12 protein-coding genes and 1 pseudogene are annotated in these 19,353 nt (G+C 69.9%); 6 read left to right on the top strand and 7 right to left on the bottom strand.

Annotated features, from left to right (window positions below):
- Nucleotides 1-7 precede the first annotated feature (7 nt).
- From ACZ45T_RS35870 to ACZ45T_RS35860, 3 genes are all read right to left on the bottom strand, one after another.
- Nucleotides 8-1,447, bottom strand: a complete 1,440-nt coding sequence (locus ACZ45T_RS35870; RefSeq protein WP_468448338.1) for an amino acid permease — start codon at nucleotides 1,445-1,447, stop codon at nucleotides 8-10.
- Nucleotides 1,444-2,175 carry a FadR/GntR family transcriptional regulator gene (locus ACZ45T_RS35865; protein WP_468448337.1) on the bottom strand — a complete coding sequence of 244 codons (732 nt, stop codon included), beginning with the start codon at nucleotides 2,173-2,175 and terminating at the stop codon, nucleotides 1,444-1,446. The genes ACZ45T_RS35870 and ACZ45T_RS35865 overlap by 4 nt, the downstream gene beginning before the upstream one ends.
- Before the next feature lie 315 nt (nucleotides 2,176-2,490).
- Nucleotides 2,491-2,622 carry a hypothetical protein gene (locus tag ACZ45T_RS35860; protein ID WP_468448336.1) on the bottom strand — a complete coding sequence of 44 codons (132 nt, stop codon included), beginning with the start codon at nucleotides 2,620-2,622 and terminating at the stop codon, nucleotides 2,491-2,493.
- A 196-nt stretch (nucleotides 2,623-2,818) separates the two neighbouring features.
- Here ACZ45T_RS35860 and ACZ45T_RS35855 point away from each other — a divergent pair, with 196 nt between their 5' ends.
- From ACZ45T_RS35855 to ACZ45T_RS35845, 3 genes are all read left to right on the top strand, one after another.
- Nucleotides 2,819-7,054: an nSTAND1 domain-containing NTPase gene (locus tag ACZ45T_RS35855; RefSeq protein ID WP_468448335.1), complete on the top strand. Its 4,236-nt coding sequence runs from the start codon at nucleotides 2,819-2,821 to the stop codon at nucleotides 7,052-7,054.
- Between the two features lie 108 nt (nucleotides 7,055-7,162).
- A complete protein-coding gene (locus ACZ45T_RS35850) occupies nucleotides 7,163-7,546 on the top strand; it encodes a CU044_2847 family protein (RefSeq protein WP_468448334.1) in 384 nt (127 codons plus the stop codon).
- A 1,374-nt stretch (nucleotides 7,547-8,920) separates the two neighbouring features.
- Entirely contained in the window at nucleotides 8,921-9,325 is a 405-nt protein-coding gene (locus ACZ45T_RS35845; RefSeq protein ID WP_468448333.1) for an aggregation-promoting factor C-terminal-like domain-containing protein, read from the top strand.
- A gap of 670 nt (nucleotides 9,326-9,995) precedes the next feature.
- Here ACZ45T_RS35845 and ACZ45T_RS35840 read toward each other — a convergent pair.
- Nucleotides 9,996-10,298, bottom strand: a complete 303-nt coding sequence (locus tag ACZ45T_RS35840; RefSeq protein WP_468448332.1) for a hypothetical protein — start codon at nucleotides 10,296-10,298, stop codon at nucleotides 9,996-9,998.
- A gap of 618 nt (nucleotides 10,299-10,916) precedes the next feature.
- Between ACZ45T_RS35840 and ACZ45T_RS35835 the strand changes: the two are divergent.
- Nucleotides 10,917-12,168: pseudogene (locus ACZ45T_RS35835) on the top strand (NF041680 family putative transposase); the annotation flags it as partial.
- Between the two features lie 42 nt (nucleotides 12,169-12,210).
- Here the strand turns inward: ACZ45T_RS35835 and ACZ45T_RS35830 are convergent.
- Complete coding sequence (locus ACZ45T_RS35830; protein ID WP_468448331.1) at nucleotides 12,211-12,717, bottom strand: hypothetical protein; 507 nt, start codon at nucleotides 12,715-12,717, stop codon at nucleotides 12,211-12,213.
- A 126-nt stretch (nucleotides 12,718-12,843) separates the two neighbouring features.
- Nucleotides 12,844-13,911, bottom strand: a complete 1,068-nt coding sequence (locus tag ACZ45T_RS35825; RefSeq protein WP_468448330.1) for a glycoside hydrolase family 26 protein — start codon at nucleotides 13,909-13,911, stop codon at nucleotides 12,844-12,846.
- A 1,007-nt stretch (nucleotides 13,912-14,918) separates the two neighbouring features.
- On the opposite strand from ACZ45T_RS35825, the gene ACZ45T_RS35820 reads away from it, so the two are divergent.
- The gene (locus tag ACZ45T_RS35820) at nucleotides 14,919-16,526 is read left to right on the top strand and encodes a phospholipase D-like domain-containing protein (RefSeq protein ID WP_468448329.1); all 1,608 of its coding nucleotides are present in this window, start codon (nucleotides 14,919-14,921) and stop codon (nucleotides 16,524-16,526) included.
- Nucleotides 16,527-16,708: 182 nt separating this feature from the next.
- Nucleotides 16,709-17,143 (top strand): GAF domain-containing protein, encoded by a 435-nt coding sequence (locus ACZ45T_RS35815; protein WP_468448328.1) that lies wholly within the window; start codon nucleotides 16,709-16,711, stop codon nucleotides 17,141-17,143.
- A 254-nt stretch (nucleotides 17,144-17,397) separates the two neighbouring features.
- Here ACZ45T_RS35815 and ACZ45T_RS35810 read toward each other — a convergent pair whose 3' ends face one another.
- Nucleotides 17,398-18,429, bottom strand: a complete 1,032-nt coding sequence (locus ACZ45T_RS35810; RefSeq protein WP_468448327.1) for a ScbA/BarX family gamma-butyrolactone biosynthesis protein — start codon at nucleotides 18,427-18,429, stop codon at nucleotides 17,398-17,400.
- Nucleotides 18,430-19,353 lie beyond the last annotated feature (924 nt).

Raw genomic sequence — 19,353 nt, 5'->3', positions numbered from 1 at the left:
GTCCGGCTCAGCCGTCGCTCTTGGGGGCGGCGCGCGCGACGCGGCCGCGGATCGCGTACCAGCCGGCCACCAGCGCTCCGGCGATCAGTGGCACGCACAGCACGGTGGTGCGCGCGGCCCCGCCGTCGGCGTACATGAGGACCAGGACGGAGGCGAGGAACGCCAGGGTCACGAGTTCGGTCCACGGGGAGCCGGGCAAGCGGTAGCCGGGGCGCGTCAGTTCGCCGTCACGGGTCTTCCGCCAGAAGAGGAGGTGGCAGACCATGATCATGCCCCAGGTGGCGAGGATGCCGATCGCCGCGAGGTTGAGCACGATCTCGAACGCGTCGGCCGGAACCACGAAGTTGAGTCCGACGCCGAAGACGCACATGCCGCTGGTGAGCAGGATGCCGCCGTACGGCACCTGAGTGCGGCTCAACCGGGCGGTGAACCGCGGGGCGGAACCGTTCATGGCCATGGAGCGCAGGATGCGGCCGGTGGAGTAGAGGCCGGAGTTGAGCGAGGACATGGCCGCGGTGAGGACGACCAGGTTCATCACACCGCCGGCCGCCGGAACGCCGATGTGGGACAGAACGGTCACGAACGGGCTCTGGCCGGCGCTGTAGCTGCTCCACGGCATCAGCATCGACAGGAGGACGACCGAGCCGACGTAGAAGAGGCCCACGCGCCACATGATCGAGTTGATCGCCTTCGGCATGATCTCCTCGGGGTTCTCGGTCTCACCGGCAGTGACGCCGACCAGTTCGACGGAGGCATAGGCGAAGACGACGCCCTGGATGATCAGCAGCATGGGGAGCAGGCCGTTGGGGAAGATCCCGCCGTTCTCGGTGATCAGGGACGGGCCGGGGACGGCGCCGTCGACGGGGTGCCGGGTGACCAGGAAAAAGATCCCGATCCCCATGAAGACCACCAACGCACCGACCTTGATGATGGCGAACCAGAACTCCAGTTCGCCGAAGATCCGCACCGAGATGAGGTTCACGGTGAGGACCACCGCGAGGGCTATGAGCGCGATCACCCACTGCGGGACGTCGGAGAACAGGTGCCAGTAATGGGTGTACGTGGCGACGGCGGTGATGTCGGCGATGCCGGTGGTCGCCCAGTTGAGGAAGTACATCCAGCCCGCGGTATAGGCGCCCTTCTCCCCGAGGAACTCCCGGGCGTACGACACGAAGGCGCCGGAGGACGGCCGGTACAGGACGAGCTCGCCGAGCGCGCGCACGACGAGGAACGCGAAAATCCCGCAGACTGCGTACGCGACGAAGAGTGAGGGCCCGGCGTCGGCGAGGCGACCGCCCGCACCGAGGAAGAGCCCGGTGCCGATCGCACCGCCGATGGCGATCATGTGGACGTGCCGCGGTTTCAAGGACTTGCTGTAGCCGGAGTCCCCGGCGTCGACGTGACGGGCCGTGGGGCGCTTCTCGTCTTTGAGGAACTGCTCGCTCACGCCTCGGGTCTGCCTTCCGTGGAGGTGTCCGCGCGCTTGGGGCGCATGATGTCTGTGAGGGTCGCCTCGACCCGGAGGAGGTGGTGGGACATCGCCTCGACCGCGTCGTGCTCGGAACCGTCGATCAGCGCCTCGACGATCGCCCGGTGCTCGCAGTTGGACTGTTCGCGCCTACCGCCCAGCTCATTGAGGAGGGTCGACTGACGTGCCAGTGCGTCACGGATCTCCTCGATGACCCGCCGGAAGACCGGGTTGCGGGAAGCCTCGGCCACCGCCAAGTGGAAGACGGTGTCCATCGCGACCCATGCGGTGGTGTCGGTCTCCCGCTCCATCCGGTCGAGCAGGTGGCCCAGGTGGTCCAGGTCCTCCGGGGTGCGGCGCAGTGCGGCGTACCCGGCGACCGGGATCTCGACGTGCCGGCGCACCTCCAAGAGGTCGCTGGCGGCATAGTCGCCGAAGGTGGGGTCCTCGACGGTGTTCGCGATGACGTAGGTGCCCTTGCCGGTCTTGGCAACGGTCAGGCCCATGGCCTGCAGGGCCCGGAGCGCCTCCCGCAGTACGGGCCGGCTGACCTCAAGGGTCCTGCACAACTCTGCTTCGGACGGGAGCTTGTCGCCCACGGCGTACTCACCGCGCTCAATGGCGCTGCGCAGGTGGCCGAAGACCGCTTCCATCGCGCTGACGCGCCGCGGGATCGAACCACTTGTCTGGCTGTCTGACAGGTTCACGTTGGTGATCCTGGGTGGTGATCCGCTGGGTGTCAAGACCCCTGTGTCGGCAAAGTGCCCTCTGGCGAGCTTCGTCCCGGGTGCGCCTTCCGCCTGGCGAGGCGATCCGGACCGGTGCTCGGGGTGGGCCTCGCGGCAGCCACCAGCGTGTGAAGCAGCGCCGAGTCCACGCCCATCTCGGGGAGCCACTGCACGCCCATGGCGAGGCGGTGTCGGGTGCTCTCGATCGCCTCGATGGTGCCGTCCGGACCAGGGGCGCAGCGGGGAAGCGGAGCGGAGGGTGCGCATCGAGAGCCTGGCCCAGGGCGACGGCCATCAGTTGCTCCAGGATGTCGGCGCGGGCGTGCCCTCGGCCGCGTCGGGGCCGGCCTGCTCGTGCCAGGACCGCAGGGTGCCCAGGAAGTAGATCCCCAGCTCGAACAGTGCGAACGAGTCGTCGCACGGCACCTCCTCGTCCTGTCGGGGCGTTGCGATGCGGATGTGCCGAGTTGGGTTTCCTGCGGATCACAGCTGTGCTTTTCTGCAACTGGTGGTTCGGTAAGGCGAGTTGTGTAGCCCGGTCGCGCCGATGATGCTGGCTTGAGGCTTGGCAGGGGACACATTGCATACGGGGGAGTTCATGGTCGCTGTGCGGGGGAGCGACGTGCTCGAGGCGTCGCAGGTGCGGGTCTGCTCGACCGAGGGCGAGGTGGTCGGTGCCGGGTTTCTCGTTGCCGCCGATGTGGTGTGCACCTGTGCCCACGTCGTGGCGGCGGCGCTCGGGGTGCCAGACAGTGCGCAGGAGGCACCAGGCGAGCCAGTAGATCTTGATTTTCCGCTGTTGGAAGGCCGCCCCAGGGCGCGGGCGACCGTGGTGTCATGGCGGCGCGGCGGGCAGGATGTCGCGCTGCTGAGACTGGAGGCGGCCGTCGAGGGCGCGCGGCCGGTGCAACTGGTCGACGGGACCGGCGTCTGGGGCCACACGTTCCGGGCACTGGGCTATCCGGGCGGCGCCGATCGCGGGGTGTGGGCCTCTGGCACCCTGCGGGCCGGGCAAGGGTCGGGCTGGGTGCAGATGGAGGTTCAGGGGCCGGGACCGCGGATCTCGGGAGGGTTCAGTGGGTCGCCGGTCTGGGACGACGCGCAGGACGGCGTCGTCGGGATGACGGTCGCCGCGCACGTGGGCGAGCGCACCGCGTACCTGCTGCCGTCGGCCGAGCTGGTCGACGAGGAGACGCTGCAGTCGCGCTGTCCGTTCCAGGGCCTCGCGCCCTTCTCGGAGGGCAGTGCGGAGTTCTTTCATGGGCGCGAAAGTGACATCGCGCGCGTGTACAAGGCCGTCCGCAGACGGTCGGTGACGCTCGTCGCGGGGCCCTCGGGGTGCGGGAAATCGTCCCTCGTGGGGGCCGGGGTACTGCCCCGGCTGCGGGCCGAAGGAATGGGCGTCACGGAACTGCGACCCGTACCCGGCGTACGTGCCTCCGCAGTACTGGCCACGGCGCTGATCGGGCTCCTGGAACCGGGTCTCGGCGAGATCGAACGGCTTACAGGGGTGGAGGAACTGGCACGGCTGCTGGAGAGCGACGAGGACGTCCCGGCCGGGTTGCGCGGACGGATCCTCGCCCGCGGAGTGGAAGCCGGCCATCTGATTTTCGTCGACCAGTTCGAGGAGTACGCGGGCGCCGAGCCGGCTGCTGCCCGCAACCTGTTAGGGCTGCTTGCCGCGCTGGCGGGCAAGGACGGCCCGGCGGTGCTGCGGGTCGTGGCGACGGCGCGGCCCGATTCCCTCGACGCGTTGGTGACAGCCGATACGTCCGATCTGGTCAGCGACGCCGTGGAGTTTCTGGCGCCGCTGGCCGCCGAGGGACTGGAGCGGGCGGTAACCGCGCCCGTCGCCAGCGTGCCGGGGCTGTGGTTCGAGCCGGGACTGCCGGAGCGGATCGTCGCGGACGCGGGCGGCGAGCCCGGCCGGATGACCCTGGTGCAGTTCGCCCTGACCGAGCTGTGGGAGCGTCGCAGCCGGTCGATGTTGACCCACGCCGCGTACGACAAGTTGGGTGGGGTGGCAGGGGCTCTGGTCGGATACGCGGATGACACGCTCGACAGGCTGACACCATCCCGGCAAAGACTCGCCCAGCGGCTGTTCGTGCAGCTGGCCCGCCCGGACGGGGATGCCTTCCTCCGTCGTCCCACCCCAGTCGCCGACCTGGCTCCCGAACTTGTGGAGCTGGCGAGGGAGCTGGCGCCGAGCAAGCTCGTCGTCCTCTCCCGGGCCCCGGGCGGTGCCGAAGAGATCGTCGATCTGGCGCACGAGGCGCTGACCCGGCTCTGGCCGAGCCTTCGGGAATGGCTGGCCGACTCCCGGGACTTCCGTGCCTGGCAGGAGCAGCTACGGGCCGACCTGCGGCGGTGGCAGGCACAGCAGAGGGAGAAAGCCCGGCTGTTGAGCGGTACCGATCTCGCGGAGGCCGATCGCCGGCTGGCCGCGCATCCCGACGACATAGCCGTCGAAGAGCGCGGATATGTTCTGCTGAGCCTGCGCCACTCCCGGCGCGGCGCCCGTATCAAGCAGGCCGCCTTGGCGGCGCTGTCCGTTCTCACCGTGCTGGCCGTCGTACTGGCGTTGTCCACCGTGTGGAGTCTTCGGGAGACCGAGGAGCAGCTGCGGATCCAGGCCGCGGGGCTGCTGGCCCAGGCCGCCGAGGACACGCCCGACAGTAACCCTGCTACTGCCCTGCAGCTGGCCTTGGCCGGGTGGAGCACTCAGCAGACCCCGAAGACCCGCGATGCGCTGATGCATCAGTACGCGCGGGGGCAGTACCTGGTGGGTGCCTATCCGTCGGTGTGGACGGGCCAGGTCAGGGGCATGGACGCCACACCGGACGGCCGTACCCTCGTGGTGGTGTCGAAGCCGTCGGGCGGTGACGTGTCCACGTTCACCGTGGTCACAGGCGCCCTCGAAGGAAAGATCCGGACCACCGAACTCAGCGGTGTCCCCGCAGGCAATTTCGTGAGCAGCATCAGCCCCGACGGCCGCCTCATTGCCGCGGCCGCTGAGGACTCGGTCCGGCTGTGGCGGGTGAACAACCCGAAGGAACCCATCGTCCTGAACCACGGCGAGCACAAGATCGCCAAAGAGACCGGAGGGACCCTGGACTTCAGCAGCGACGGGAAGCGGCTGCTGCTCACGATGGACGACCACTCCGTGGAGTGCACCAAGGACGCCCAGCGGTGCGTGCCATCTTTCGCTGAAGCGTGGGAAGTGCCCTCCGGTGACCGACTGCCCGTCGCGGACAGCCTCGTAGCCGGGTACAGGGTGGACGAGGCGGCCTTCACCACAGACCCGGGCACAGTGGCAGTGTCCAGCTTTGACGGGGCCGCTCGGCACGTCGAGATCAAGGATCTCACCACCGGACGACACCTCTACAGTCCGGGCCCGGTGCCCAACGTGACCTCCCGTTCCGCGATTCTCGGAGCTGGAGGTGAGACCGCGATCTGGTCGGCTGACGGACAGACGTACAGCCAGGCACTGGGCCGTACGCCCGGCCCGAGTACTGCGATTCCCGAAGTAGGCGAGCCCGACGACGCCACGGGAAACTACCAGGTCGAAGGCTCGGCGGACATCGGGGAAGTCGACGAGGGCGGGTACGTCGAGTCGACCTTGACCGATGTGCGTACTGGACAGGCCCATCGCACACGCCTGCCCACCTCAGGTGGCCTTCCCGCTGGGTACAACGGGGTCGCGGCGGTGCCAGGGACGGACGGCGGGCTCACCGTTCTCGTACCCGTCGGCACGACGCTGATGGCAGTGCGGGCCGAGCGGTCGGGCCATGAACGGTTCCAGGCCGGGAGCGATAACGGTAAGGGCGGTAGGTTCGCGCTGTCGCCCGACGGGCGCGCCGTCGCCAGGGTCAGCGAGAAGACCCTTGAGGTCCTGGATGCCTCCCGCACGGTCCTGCGCTCCGTGGAGATTTCGGCTCCCGCTCAGAACAGGGACTGGATGGTCACGTGGACCGCCGACTCCCAGTCGGTCGTGGTGTGGGGGCGCAAGGCCGGACTCCATCGCGCCTACGCGGCGTCCGACCTCAGCAGGAGTGTGCCGCTCCCCCAGGAGGCACAGAAGGGGGAGAAGATCGACAGCGTCGTCGGAGTGCAGGGTAGCGAGTTCGTCCTGTTGACCGATAACGGCACGCTGGCGCGTCTCGACGCCACCCGTGGGACTGTCCTCACCCAGCCCTTTGCCGCCCACCCAGGACCCAACTCCTACGGTGGCCTCGGCGATCTCTTTGTGTACGGGCAGCTCATGGCCCGCCCCGGGCACCCCGGACAGGTCGCCGTCGTGACCAGGACAGGAGGCGGCCGCGGCGAGATCATGCTGTGGGACGTCCTCGCCCCAAGGCAGGTCGCGATGCTGCCGGGCCCGGCCATCAGCTTGCCGTACACGGAGGATTCGCTCGGCAGCGGGATCGTCTTCACCCCCGACGGCACGCGGCTCGCCGTACAGAATTCCGACGGACAGGTGCGCGTCTGGGACGTCGACCGCCAGGAACGGCTGCGGGAAGAGGTGACCCACCCGACCGGGATGCAACTGATTGGTTTCACGCCGGACGGCAGACTCGTCACGTACCTCGACCGACTGGTCGAGGTCCATGATCTGGCGGACGGCTCGTCCGTCTCGTTGGCGGTGGCGGACTGGAGCACCGAGGAGGTCACCGCTACGACGGCACAGCTCACGCGGGACCACCAGCTGGTAATTGACAACAGTGAAGGGCGCCGCGCCTTCGACCTCCGCCCCGAAGTCCAGTTCCGCACCCTGTGCGTCAGCGCTGCACGCGACTACACCGAGGACGAACGCAAGCGCCTCCCGAAGGGAACCCCGTCCGAGCCGCCCTGTTCCTGAAGGACGCTTCTGGTCGCGGGCGCCACGCCGAGCCTCAACTGGCACGGTTTCGTAACCGAGTTGACCGCTGCCATGCTCCATCCGGAAGCGTTCTGCACAATTCTTCGCATGACCGGTTCAGGGAACTTGCATCTCGACGACGGCACCACGGTTCGCTTTCTGCTCACGAATGCGGACCCACCCGCCTACAAGGACGATGACTTGGCCGACGGTCTTGGCCCCGTCATCCCCGTGGGCCGGCGAGGGGAGGCCGTCGCCGCGGTCGCCGCCGACGCACTCCGCAGCACGCTCAGGCCGCTCGGAACCCTGGTCGAGGAGGTCCACGCTGCCATGACCACGGTGCCCGCACCGCCCACCGAGATCACCGTCACGTTCGGCATACAGCTCACCCAGGACCTGAAGCTGGGCATCGTAAACGGCAACGGTCAGGCCCACCTGACAGTCACCGCCAGCTGGAGCCCGGAGCCAGCCGCCCCCGCGCCGCCCGCCTGATCGCAGCGGCGGAGGATGCACGGGCAGTCGCCGAACTCGACCAGCCCACCGCCACCCTCGCCGCCACGCTGGATTCTCGTGGCAAAGCCCACCAGCAGCACGAAACGGCGCGGTGGAAGCAGGGAGAGCCGACATCGTGCCCTCCTTGGACACGTGCCCCGGACCGGTCCATCGTCCGGGGCACGTCCGACTTCCGCCGACAGCGGGAACACCCTGCGGAACACCAGCCAGGAGTTCAGGCTGGCGTGGTCACCACAGCGCTCGCGCTTGGCGGCTTTCGGGCCTCCGGAACAACATCCTCGGCGACCGGGCGGTGCGGCACTGTGAACCCAGGCGCCGAGGGTTACGGCCGGCTCCGGTATCGAGCCCGGGACTACTCAACGACTTGCTCACGAGGTAGGCCCAGACCATGGCAGCCAAGCACGATGCCCAAGCCCCCGTGGTGGCCAGGTATCGCTGCGCCCACCGGAACCTTGCCGCGCTCTTGGAGGATCAGGGGCGTATGGGGGAAGCGGGGCGGATCCGTGCCGGTGATCCGCTGCGCTCCGCATCGGACGGCGTATAGAGCGGGGCGGGTGTGGGTGGGGCGCAGCGGCGGAGTCCTGGCATTGCGGGGGGTTTTTGCGGAGCTGCCGCAGGTTCTCGTCCACCCGCCGGGTGGCTGGCTGGGACGGTGGAAGGGGTGGGGAACTGGCTGCCTCCGTCCTCCGTCCTCCGCCCTCCGTCCTCCGCCCTCCGTCCTCCGCCCTCCGTCCTCCGTCCTCCGGTCCCTCGCCCTCCGGCTCCCGCCCTCCCGAGCCCCCTGGCTGCCTCCGGCCCCCGCCCCCCGGCCGGGCCCCCTGGCCTCCCGGCCGCCCGGGCTGCCCTGGTTGTCTTGCCGTGGTGGTGGGGTGGTGGGGTTTGGGTGTCGTGCTGTTGTTTGGGGGTGTTGTGGCGGGGTGTGGATGGCAGTCTCGGTGGGTTTGTTTCCTTGGGTTGTGAGGTGGTTGTGGGGGTCTGGCCTGGACGTTGATGGGGTATGGGTGGTGACGTTGGGTGAGTTTCGGGTGTTGTGGGGGTGAGGCGTCCCATAGGGCCCACGTCACATACGAGCCGGGATAGTAGCCCCGCACAGCCTCGATGCCCGCTTCTCGTATCGGCTTTGACCTGTGCGGATCTCTCCGAGGGCTTCGTGGGGTGGCCGGTGCTGGCTGCGAGGGGTGCTAGTAGGAGGGGTCTTTGCCAGGGGGTGTGGGGGTCTGTAGAACTGGATGAGTCGCAGGGCGGCAGGGGTGTTTCACCCGCCGCCGTTGATTCCCTCTCCTTCGCGTGAGTGGCTCACGCATGTCTTCGGCATGCCCGCGGCCGTCCTTGTCTCCTTCGGAAGGTCTGTCTGTGTCCAACGCTGTCATCCGCCGCATCGCCGCTTCGAAGAAGACCCTCGCGGGTTCCGTCCTCGCCCTGGGTGTCGCCGGTTCCATGCTGGCCGCGGTTCCCGCGCAGGCCGCCCCGATGAGTGCGAAGGCGATCGCCCAGCAGATGATCAAGGACCCGGCGCAGTTCGCGGCTTTCAGCAACATCGTTTCCCGTGAGAGCGGCTGGAACCACACCGCCACGAACTCTTCCTCGGGTGCCTATGGCCTGGTCCAGGCCCTGCCGGCGTCGAAGATGGCTTCCGCGGGCTCGGACTGGAAGACCAACCCGGCCACGCAGATCAAGTGGGGTCTGGATTACATGAACGAGCGCTACGGCAGCCCCGTGGGTGCCTGGAACTTCTGGCAGACCCACCACTGGTACTAAGCCGCCAGCGGGTAGCAGACGCACGCAAAGACGCCCGGCCGGGATTTCCCGGCCGGGCGTTTTCGCGTATGCGGCCGGCCGCCGAGCCCACCGCAAGGCGGCCGCTTGCGGTACGGGACCGTGTCGCGGCGCTCCCTTGGGCCGCCGGCCGGGTACACCGCGTGGGTCAGCCCGCCGGTGAAGGCGTGCGTGCGGGAGGGGCTGTGAGGGTCGGCGGGCCGCTGACCTCGTGGGCCGGGCCCGGCTCCGTACGGTCCGTCGTGCAGGCATGGCACCGTGCTCGAGCCGGTGTCCGGGGCTTCGCCGGCGCCGCACGGGTCCTGGCCGGCCCGCACGCCGCGCGGACAGGCGTGCGCCTGTCCGGGCAAGGGCGCCTTTTGGGGTGGTGGTACCGGGCCGGTTCCGGCCCGGTACCGCGCCCGGCTGGGCCCCGAGCCCGGCGGGTGCGCCAATGCGGTGGTACCGGGCCGGTTCCGGCATTTACCGCGCCCGGCCGGGCCCCGGCAGGGCGCGGTGCGGGTTGGTGTCGAGGCGGTCGCGGTGTGAACCGTGAGGTGGAGAGGGGTTCCGGCTCTTCTCGCCCGGCTTGTCCTTCGTGTACGCCCCGGCCGCGCGGTCCGGCCGTGCGCACCGGCTCCCGCCGGCAGGCTGATCGTCTGCGACTGGCGTACTACAGGCCGGTCGGCTCCGCGAGCATGTCGTCGACGATCTGCAGCCGGGTTTCCGGGAAGCGTTCCGCGATCGCTTCGCCCATCATGGCCGCCCCCTGCGGATCGGGCATCGCGCACTGTTCGCGGGTCTCGGCGTCCGGCCACCGTGCGTAGGCCACCCAGGTGCCGTCGTCTGCCTGGTGCAGGCGCGAGCCGTAACTGCCGCACTGGGAATGGATCGCCGCAGTCACCCGGTGCCAACCCTCGGCGAACAGTTGCTCCTTGCCCTGCTGGAGGCGCCACCGATAGATCACTGCGAACATTCCGGGATCCCCCTCGTCTCGTTACTCCTCGTCAGACGATATGAGATCGTCTCAAGCCGCGGCCATCGCCCCTCCTGCCGTTCGTAGTAGGTTCTGTCTCTTTGGCCAGCGTCGGGCCCAGATGAGGCATCGTTCGAGGGTGTTCCGCTGCTTGCAGGCTCGCGGTCGAAACCGGGCGGCCGCCCTGGCGACCCCGCCTCAGGCGGCGGCCGTTGTGGTCGGTCGGCTGCGAGATGACCGCGCGCCCGGGTGGGAGCGCCGGTGTGACTCCAGCCGGTCGCCGGCCACAGGCCGCCGTCTGCCGTCTGCCGTCTGCCGTCTGCCGTCTGCCGTCTGCCGCCTGCCGCCTGCCGCGTGGCGCGTGGCGCGTGTGGTTGGGGTGTGATGCTGCTGTCGTGTGGGGTGCGGGCCCGCGGCGCGGGTGGTGGTGATGCTGCCGGGCTCCGCTGTGCGCAGTGCCGGGTATCTGGTCTCCCGCCGGTTCAGGGCCGGGCGGTACCGGTCACGTACTGGGCCGGGGGCAGCTGCGTGGACGGGCGGCTGGGCGGTCACGCCTGGTGTGCGCCGGCCTTGCCTGGAATCCCTGGGCAGGACCGGCCGCGCCGAGACCCCACGGGGATCAACCGGGGCCGTATCGACGTTGCCCGGCTTCGTCGCGCGCTTTCGGGTGTGCCGTTGCCCCGGGCGAGCGACGGCCGACTGGTGCTGGCTGTGGACGTCTCTCCGTGGCTTCGGCCGGATGCCGATACCTGTTCGGACCGGTCCTTCTGCCATACCTTCGGCCGGGGCCTGGGCAAGCACCAGATGGTGCCCGGCTGGCCTTACTCGATCGTCGCCGCTCTGGAGACGGGCCGGACCTCGTGGACGGCGCTGCTGGACGCGATCCGGTTGGAGCCCGGCGCCGACTTAGCCGCGGTCACCGCCGATCAGGTCCGTGACGTAGTTGAACGCCTCGTGGCAGCCGGCCAGTGGCAGACAGGCGCCCCGAACATCTTGGTCGTCCTCGATGCCGGTTACGACGGGCCCCGCATCGCGCACCTCCTGCGTGATCTGCCGGTCGAGGTGCTGGGCCGGCTGCGCTCGGACCGGGTGATGCGCAAGCCGGTCCCGGTGCCGTGGATCTGCCCGCCGCAGGGCGGACGTCCGCCCAAGCACGGTGGTGAGTTCGTCTTCGGCCGTCCCGAGACCTGGGGCGAGGTCACCGCGGTGACCGTCACCGACACCGACCGGTACGGGACTGCGACCGCACAGGCGTGGGACCGGCTCCATCCCCGGCTGACCCGCCGGGCCGCCTGGCTCGACCACGAGGGACCGCTGCCGATCATCGAGGGCACCGTGATCCGCCTGACGGTCGAGAAGGCCCAGCGGCGGGGTGATCAAGCCCGTCTGGCTGTGGTGGTCGGGCACCGGCGCCGCCACGGGCGACGTCGACCGGTGCTGGCAGGCGTTCCTGCGCCGCTTCGACGTGGAACACACCTTCCGCCTCCTCAAGCAGACCCTCGGCTGGACCCGGCCGAAGCTGCGGGACTCGCAGGCCGCCGATCGCTGGACCTGGCTCGTCCTGGCCGCACACGCTCAACTCCGCCTCGCCCGCCCCCTCACACAGGATCTGCGCCGGCCATGGGAGCGGCCAGCGGAACCGAACAGACTCACCCCAGCCCGGGTCCGCCGCGGGTTCAGGAACCTGCATGCGAAGACGGGCACGCCAGCCCGTGCACCAAAACCCACCCGACCCGGCCCCGGCCGCCCGCTCGGCTCGAAGAACCGGCGGCCCGCCACCCGCTACGACGTCGGACGTGTCCTCGCGACCGGCGAGTCCTACACCCGACCCGCCCATCACAAGGTCGGCACCAAACCCAGACGCACCTGATGTACGGCAAGCCAAGCTAGGTGACAAGCCAGGGTTCTTGGATCAGGTGCGGAGCAGCGAGGTGTGGATGCGGGCGATGGCCCGCAGCACATCGTCGCGGTTCTTGGCCTGCTGCATCCAGGCGGGCAGGCGGGCCACCACGGTCATCTTCCGGCCGTGGTCGTGCCAGGGAATCCCTTCACGTAGCGGCGCCTGAACGAATCGTCTGATCAGGTCCAGGTGTTCCAGGTTGTAGGCCCATACCCACCCGTGCCGGGTCTCGGCCTGCAGCCACAGGCGGATGCCGAAGTACGGATCCGTGGCTGGCGCGTGCGGGTCCCGGTGCAGGGCCACAGATCCACGGCTCCGTTCCTTCGCCGTCCCGCAGTTCCGGCAGACGAGACGCCTTGGTGCAAAGAGGTCCTGATCGTCCACTCCGGCCGGGTCTGGTGCTGTCCCGACGTGCGCGACCTTCTCACAGCCCGGGCAGCGCACGAGGACGGACGCAAGGAAGTCGTACTTCGTGCTGCGTGTGTCCCGGAACCGATGGTGTGTGGAGCTTGGACTCATCAGACCAGTATGCGAGCCAAGCACTGGAGGCTCCTATTGGTTAAACCTCAAGCTCAGGGCGCATGCGACGTGCTGCGTGTGGCCGCCAGCTTCGTTCAGGGCGTGTCCGGCTTGTGTCTGGCCGGTTCAGTGGGGGGAGGGAGGGTTTGGTTTTTTCGGTCTGGCTTTGTCGTCTTGATGGTCGGGGCCGGGGGGCCGTTCGTGGTCGTGTCCGGTGGACAGGTGCTGCCGGAACACTTGTGTGGAGTGCGGGTTTTGGCCGCACTGCCACACGCCGTGGGGGCAGTAGTCGGTGATGCTGTGGTAGAGCGGCTTGTGTTCGGCGATCCATGCCAGCATGTGGCGCATGTACTGGGGGTTGTCGCCGTTGCGGAACAGTCCCCATTCGGGGTATGAGATCGGCTTGTCGTGCGCGTTCGCGAAGTCGACCTGCTGCTGGAGTCCGTAGGGCTGGGTGACCTGGTCGTCGAAGGTATCGCCGGGCGGCTGGTCGTAGGTGTCCATGCCGATGATGTCGACGACGTCGTCGCCGGGGTAGCACCGGGTCCAGGCGATGGCGTCGCTGCCGCGGTTGGGGGCGAAGTCGAATTGGAACTGCTGGCCTTCCACGGAGCGCATGGCGGCCACGATGCGCCGCCAGTACCTCTTCCAGTTCTCGGGGTCGGGCCGGCACCGGTGGGTGTAGTCGAAGCCGTTCATCTCCCAGCCGAGCACGATCACCGTGTCGGGCACATCGAGGGCGACCAGGCGCTCGGCCAGCCGCTGGAAGTGGTGGTCGTACTCACCTCGCGCGCCAAAACGCATCAGCTCGGCGACCCGGCCGTCGGGGACGCCCGCCTCGTTGCCCTCCAGCATGGGCACGTTCAGGATGAACATCCGGTCGGCTCTCTCGTTGCGCCACCGTGCCCAGCTGTGCAGGGAATCGGGTGCTCCCTCGATGTTCGACCAGGTGTCGCCGGGCAGGTAGGTGTGCCCGGCACGCAGGTCGGTGCCCCCGAGCCAGCGCGAGAGTTCGCGCATCCTTTCGACGCCGGGCGAGCCGTAGTGGAGATAGGCGCCCACCGCGACCTCGTCCCCGGCGTGAGGGCCAAAACCCTTGTGCGGCGGTGTGGCGAGGGCGCCCCCGGTGACGAGCAGGCCGACGGCGACCGTACCGGCGCAGGCGCCCGCCAGCCAGCGGCCCCGATGGGACATGGTGCCTCCACAGGCTTCGCGAACCGATGTCTCTGGCAGCGACGTTAGGCATCTCATCGGACCCGCGGCCTCTCCGGTGTCCCGATACTGGGCCATTTGCGGCAGCCGGCCGCCTGCGCTTGGCCCGACCGGGCGAAAGCCGCCCCCCTGCGCACGCCGGCCGCGATCGCGGCGGTGCGACCGCTCCTGCCGCCCCCAAACACCGCCGCGCCCCCGGGCACCGCCGCGCCCCCGGGCACCGCCGCGCCCCTGGGCACCGCCGTGCATCAGGGCACTGTCGTGCCTGCCGCGCCGGTTCGGGCGCCGCGGGGGCCTTACGGTGCGCCGGCCGGCGGCCCTGCGCCGGGAGGGGAAGCGCACGACCCGGCATACGACGCCGATGTCCGGTGGCTGATGGCCCGGGCGCCGGGCGCCGGGTGCCGGGTGCGCGGGCGGTGTGGCGGTGGCCGAGGCGCCGGGTGTGCGGGGGAGTGGGCCGTGTGGCGGTGGCCGGCCGCCGGCGAACAGGATCAGGCCGCGGCCCAGGCGCCGGGGGAGTGGGGTGTGAGCCCGCAGGCCCGCCAGGCGGTGTCAGTGCCTCATGGTGGAGCAAGGCCTTCCGGCCAGGCGCGTCCTTCCGCGCTCCTCGACGCCTTCGCTGCCGCGCTGCTCGCCGGCCCACCCGCCGCGGTGTCAGGGTCCCTCCCGGGGCGCGGTGTTCACCGTCCTGGCGCCGCGCGCGTCCCCGTGCTGCGTACTGCGTCCTGCGTAGCGCAGGGCGGAGTACGGGCCCGCCACACGCGTACCTTCACCGGCCGCCACCCCGCCGGCCCTGCAACCCGCCGGCGGGCGGCGGGCGGCGGGCGGCGGGCATCCGCCGGCGGGCGGCCGGCCCCGTGTGTGGCCGGAACTCGCCCGAGGCGGGTGAACAGAAGCCTACTTACTGGTAACTTGCGCGGGTTGATCAAGGTCGGAGGCGTGGCCGGCCACGCTCCCGGCCAGAGCCACCCCCCAGTCAAGGAACCACATTGGCACGCACCGTCCGTACGGCGGCCCTCATCTGCGCCCCGGCCCTCGCACTCGGCTTCTCCCTCCTCGCCGCCCCCGCCCCCGCGTCCGCCGCGGACGCGCCCACACCGCACCTGGACTCGGTCGAGCAGACCCTGCGTCAGGTCTCGCCGGGCCTTGAGGGCTCGGTCTGGGAACGCACCTTCGGCAACCGGCTCGGTTCCTCCACGCCCGGTGGCGCCGACTGGCTGCTGCAGACCCCCGGCTGCTGGGGCGACGCCGGATGCACCGACCGGCCCGGATCGCGCCGTCTCCTGGACAAGATGCGGCGCGACATCGCCGCCGCCCGGGAAACGGTGGACATATCCACGCTGGCGCCCTTCCCCAACGGCGGCTACCAGGAGGCGATCGTCGCGGGCCTGAGGGAATCCGCCCAGAAGGGCAACCGGCTGAAGGTGCGCGTCATGGTGGGCGCCGCGCCCGTCTACCACTCCACGGTGATCCCCTCGTCCTACCGCGACGAACTCCTCGCCAAGCTGGGCCCGGCCGCCGCCGGCAACATCACCCTCAACGTGGCCTCGATGACCACCTCGAAGACCGCGTTCTCCTGGAACCACTCCAAGCTGGTCGTGGTCGACGGCAGTTCGGTGATCACCGGCGGCATCAACAGCTGGAAGGACGACTACCTCGAGACCTCCCACCCGGTCAGCGACGTCGACCTCGCGCTGTCCGGGCCGGCCGCGGGCTCCGCGGGCCGCTACCTGGACACCCTGTGGGACTGGACCTGCCGCAACAAGAGCAACTGGAGCTCGGTCTGGTTCGCCGCCTCACCCGGCGCCCCCTGCATGCCCTCCCTGCCCCGGCCCGCCTCCCCCCAGGGCGAAGGCAGCCTGCCCGCCCTCGCCGTCGGCGGCCTGGGCGTGGGCATCCGCCAGAGCGACCCCGCCTCCTCCTTCCGCCCCGTCCTGCCCACGGCCGGCGACACCAAGTGCGGTATCGCCCTGCACGACAACACCAACGCCGACCGGGACTACGACACCGTCAACCCGGAGGAGAGCGCCCTGCGCGCCCTGGTCTCCAGCGCGACCTCGCACATCGAGATCTCCCAGCAGGACATCCACGCCACCTGCCCGCCGCTGCCCCGCTACGACATACGCCTCTACGACGCCCTCGCCGCCAAGCTCCTCTCCGGCGTCAAGGTCCGCATCGTCGTGAGCGACCCCGCCAACCGCGGCACCATCGGCAGCGGCGGCTACTCGCAGATCAAGTCGCTCTCCGAGGTCAGCGACGCCCTGCGCGGCCGGGTGACGGCCCTGACCGGCGACGCCGGCCGGGCGCGCACAGCCCTGTGCGAGAACCTCCAGCTGGCCACCTTCCGCGCGTCGGACCAGCCGGCCTGGGCGGACGGCAAGCCCTACGCCCAGCACCACAAGCTGATCTCGGTCGACGGATCGGCCTTCTACATCGGCTCCAAGAACCTCTACCCCTCCTGGCTGCAGGACTTCGGGTACATCGTCGAGAGCCCGGCCGCGGCCGCACAGATCAAGAGCGACCTGCTGGACCCCCAGTGGCGCTACTCCCAGGCCACCGCGACCTACGACCACACCCGCGGCCTCTGCCAGCCCTGACGACCCCACCCCACCCTGCCCGCCACGCCCCGCCCCGCTCCGCCCGTCCGGCCCGTCCGGGCGGGCGGGCGGGCGGAGCGCCGCGGGCTCGGGCGGCCGCGGAAGGGCCGTGGTTTGCGATGTTCGGGTGTTCAACGTGCCGGTGTTTGTCGGGTGTTGGGGGCTGCTGGCACGCTTTGGCCATGAGTGAAGCAGCAGAGGTGACCGGAGCGTGGCTCCGGGAGTGGATCACGGCCCGTGGTGGGGTGGCCGGCACGGTTCATGTGCGTGAGGGCGATGACATGATCCTGGCCGCCGCCGTGAACATCCCCCCGCCTGTCGTCGAGGCGGTGCGCATCGTGCCGAAGGGCAAGGGCATGGCGGGTCTGGCCTTCGAGCGTGATGCGCCGGTGTCCACCTGCAATCTGAAGACCGATGCCACGGGCGATGTACGGCCGGGAGCCAAAGCGGTGGACGCGAACGCCGCCGTGGCGATCCCGGTCCACGACGCGGCGGGCCGGATCCGGGGCGTCGTCGGCATCGCCTACATGGGCGAGCGTGCGATGGACGACAGCGAGCTGGCCCTGCTGGCACAGGAAGCCCAGGCCGTGCCGTCGGAGCAGCGGACCGGGCGGTAGCGCAGCGGGCAGCGGCACAGCCGCGCTCGGTGTGCGCGGCACAGCCGCGCCCGGTGTGCGATCGCGTCAGGACGCGGCCGCACACCGGGCGCTGGATGCGGGGTGCTGGATCCGGGTGCTGGATGCGGGGCGCTGGATCGGGGGTGCTGGATGCGGGGCGCTGGATCGCTGTCGCGGTGTTGTCCGGGATCGGCGGGTTGCCGGGCGGGGAACGCCGGTCAGCTGCGGGCGCCCGCGGTCACCGTGCTCGGCGGTCAGCAGGTGAGCAGGGACGGCTCGTTCGCCGGTACGTCTTCGGGGCAGCCCGGGAGCGTGCGCGGGCTGGTGATGCGGGGGCCGCAGAGCAGGGTGCTGAACACCTGCCGGCCGTTTTGGCGGCCCGTCACCCGGGCGCTGAAGATGCCGGGTTGCCCGGTGGGCAGTTCGGTGGCCTCGATCCAGCAGGGGGCGCCGAACTCGGTGTACCGCTGGAACCGGTTGACCGTCGTGGTGGGCAGTACGGAGGCACCCGGCCCGAGCAGGGCGCAGGTGGCCTGGCGTGCCGCTTCGAGCAGGACCATGCCGGGCATGTGATCGCCGCCGTGGTCGAACATCACGGGGTGGCTGGGGTCCGGGTTGAGCCACCACAGGTCGGGGCGGTCGGTCGGGGCGAGCACCAGGTCGATGGGCAGTGCCCGGCCGTAGTGGGACGGGCTCTGGCCGGTGGGGTGGTAGTCGAACGATCTCGTCAGGGCGGCGCCGCGCAGCCGGCGGTAGGCGGCGGGCGAGACGCAGGTGAAGTGCCCGTCGCCGGTGGCCACGACGTGTCCGTCGCGCCGGATGGTGATGTCCACGCCCAGGACCGTGTCGCGCCGTTCCTTGGTGAAGACCGTCTCGATCGTCAGGTCGCTGGGCGTGTGCCCTATCCCCAGGTGCTCGGGGTGGGTGGTGGCGGAGATGTCCCGCATCACGAAGTGATGGCCGAGGGGGATCCCGTACTCGGAGTGGGCGAGGAATATGCCAACCTGACGGACCGTCTCGACGGCCTGCAGATGATCGTGGCTCCGGCCATCGGGGCTGTTGAAAAACGTGTGCGCGCGCGGCCACTGTCCGGTGAGCGCGAAGGTGTTTTCGCCGGTCTTCTCGCAACCGGTGAGGAATACCTCCGCGAGTGATTCACGGTGGACATATTCCTTTGGCACGGTGGTGGTGAGCCTGGGAAGTTCCGCCGGGTCCCCGTGTTTGGATCGTCGGGTGGCATCGTCGCCCCGGGCGTCTTTTGTCCGGGGCACTGTCTCACTGCTCATGATCCTTCTCCCCCAAGAAGCGACTGAAAGCGTGGCCGTAAGATACATACTCACCGGTTTCATTTGCAAGGCGTCGGTGGCAATGGCCCGGTGCGGAAGCTCCGTTCTGTGACGCGTGGTGGCGGGATTCATTGTGTGACTTCATTGAGTGACGACCGGGTGTCCCGATATGGATTCTTTCCGTCCTGTTTCAAGACTGGGCGTGCTGTTATCGGGGGCTTCCCGGGCGGGAGTCGCAGTTGCGCTCCGGCTGGGAGGTGTCTGGCGCCCGGGCGGGTCAGCGGCGGCGGCCGTCACCTCGGTGGGCCGCGCTCTTTTCGGGGCTGCGTGGTGGGAAGGGTGTCCTGTCCTGCCAAGGAACATCTGCCACACGGCACACGGGGGTGCGTTATGCAGGCCCGTTTGAATCTTTTTCGGCAGTGAGATCGCCGGCAAGACCAGGAGGGGGATCAGCACGGCGGGACGGCGGGCCGGGTCAACGGCTGTGGTTTGTGCGCCGCATCCACGGCCGTGGACCTGGCGCACACAGGGCAGAGCGCGGCGCGGGTCGGCCTGGCCGCGGCCTGGCGCGGGGCCACCGTCTTGCCCGAGGCCGGGCGGGCCGCCCTTGAGCCGGCCGGGAAGGGCGCGCGGATCGCCGATGCCCCTGGCGGGGTCCTGGAGGATGCCCGGCCGAACGCGGCCAGGCACTGCAGCCAGGAGCGGCCGGCAGCGCTGGCCTGCCTGGTCGCGCTGTTCAACGCCGGCAACCGGCCGGGGTCATCACCGGCCGGCAGAGCGGCGACTGCCTGCCCGGCCTGCCCGGCCTGCCCGGCCTGCCCGGCCTGCCCGGCCGGGCAGGGCCGGGAGGGGCAGGTCCCTGTTTCCCGTGGTCCCGAACGCTTTTTAAACCAAACAACCTCCTCCCCACCCCAAAAGCCGAAA

The organism is Streptomyces sp. NPDC030995, assembly GCF_055571215.1.
Note: the sequence above shows the minus strand (reverse complement) of the source record. Positions and strands in the feature narration are given on the sequence as shown.

Coding starts and splice junctions, on each gene's coding strand:
- ACZ45T_RS35825 (WP_468448330.1), bottom strand. CDS start 13,911: ATGTCCCATCGGGGCCGCTGGCTGGCGGGCGCCTGCGCCGGTACGGTC.
- ACZ45T_RS35810 (WP_468448327.1), bottom strand. CDS start 18,429: ATGAGCAGTGAGACAGTGCCCCGGACAAAAGACGCCCGGGGCGACGAT.
- ACZ45T_RS35815 (WP_468448328.1), top strand. CDS start 16,709: ATGAGTGAAGCAGCAGAGGTGACCGGAGCGTGGCTCCGGGAGTGGATC.
- ACZ45T_RS35840 (WP_468448332.1), bottom strand. CDS start 10,298: ATGTTCGCAGTGATCTATCGGTGGCGCCTCCAGCAGGGCAAGGAGCAA.
- ACZ45T_RS35850 (WP_468448334.1), top strand. CDS start 7,163: ATGACCGGTTCAGGGAACTTGCATCTCGACGACGGCACCACGGTTCGC.
- ACZ45T_RS35830 (WP_468448331.1), bottom strand. CDS start 12,717: ATGAGTCCAAGCTCCACACACCATCGGTTCCGGGACACACGCAGCACG.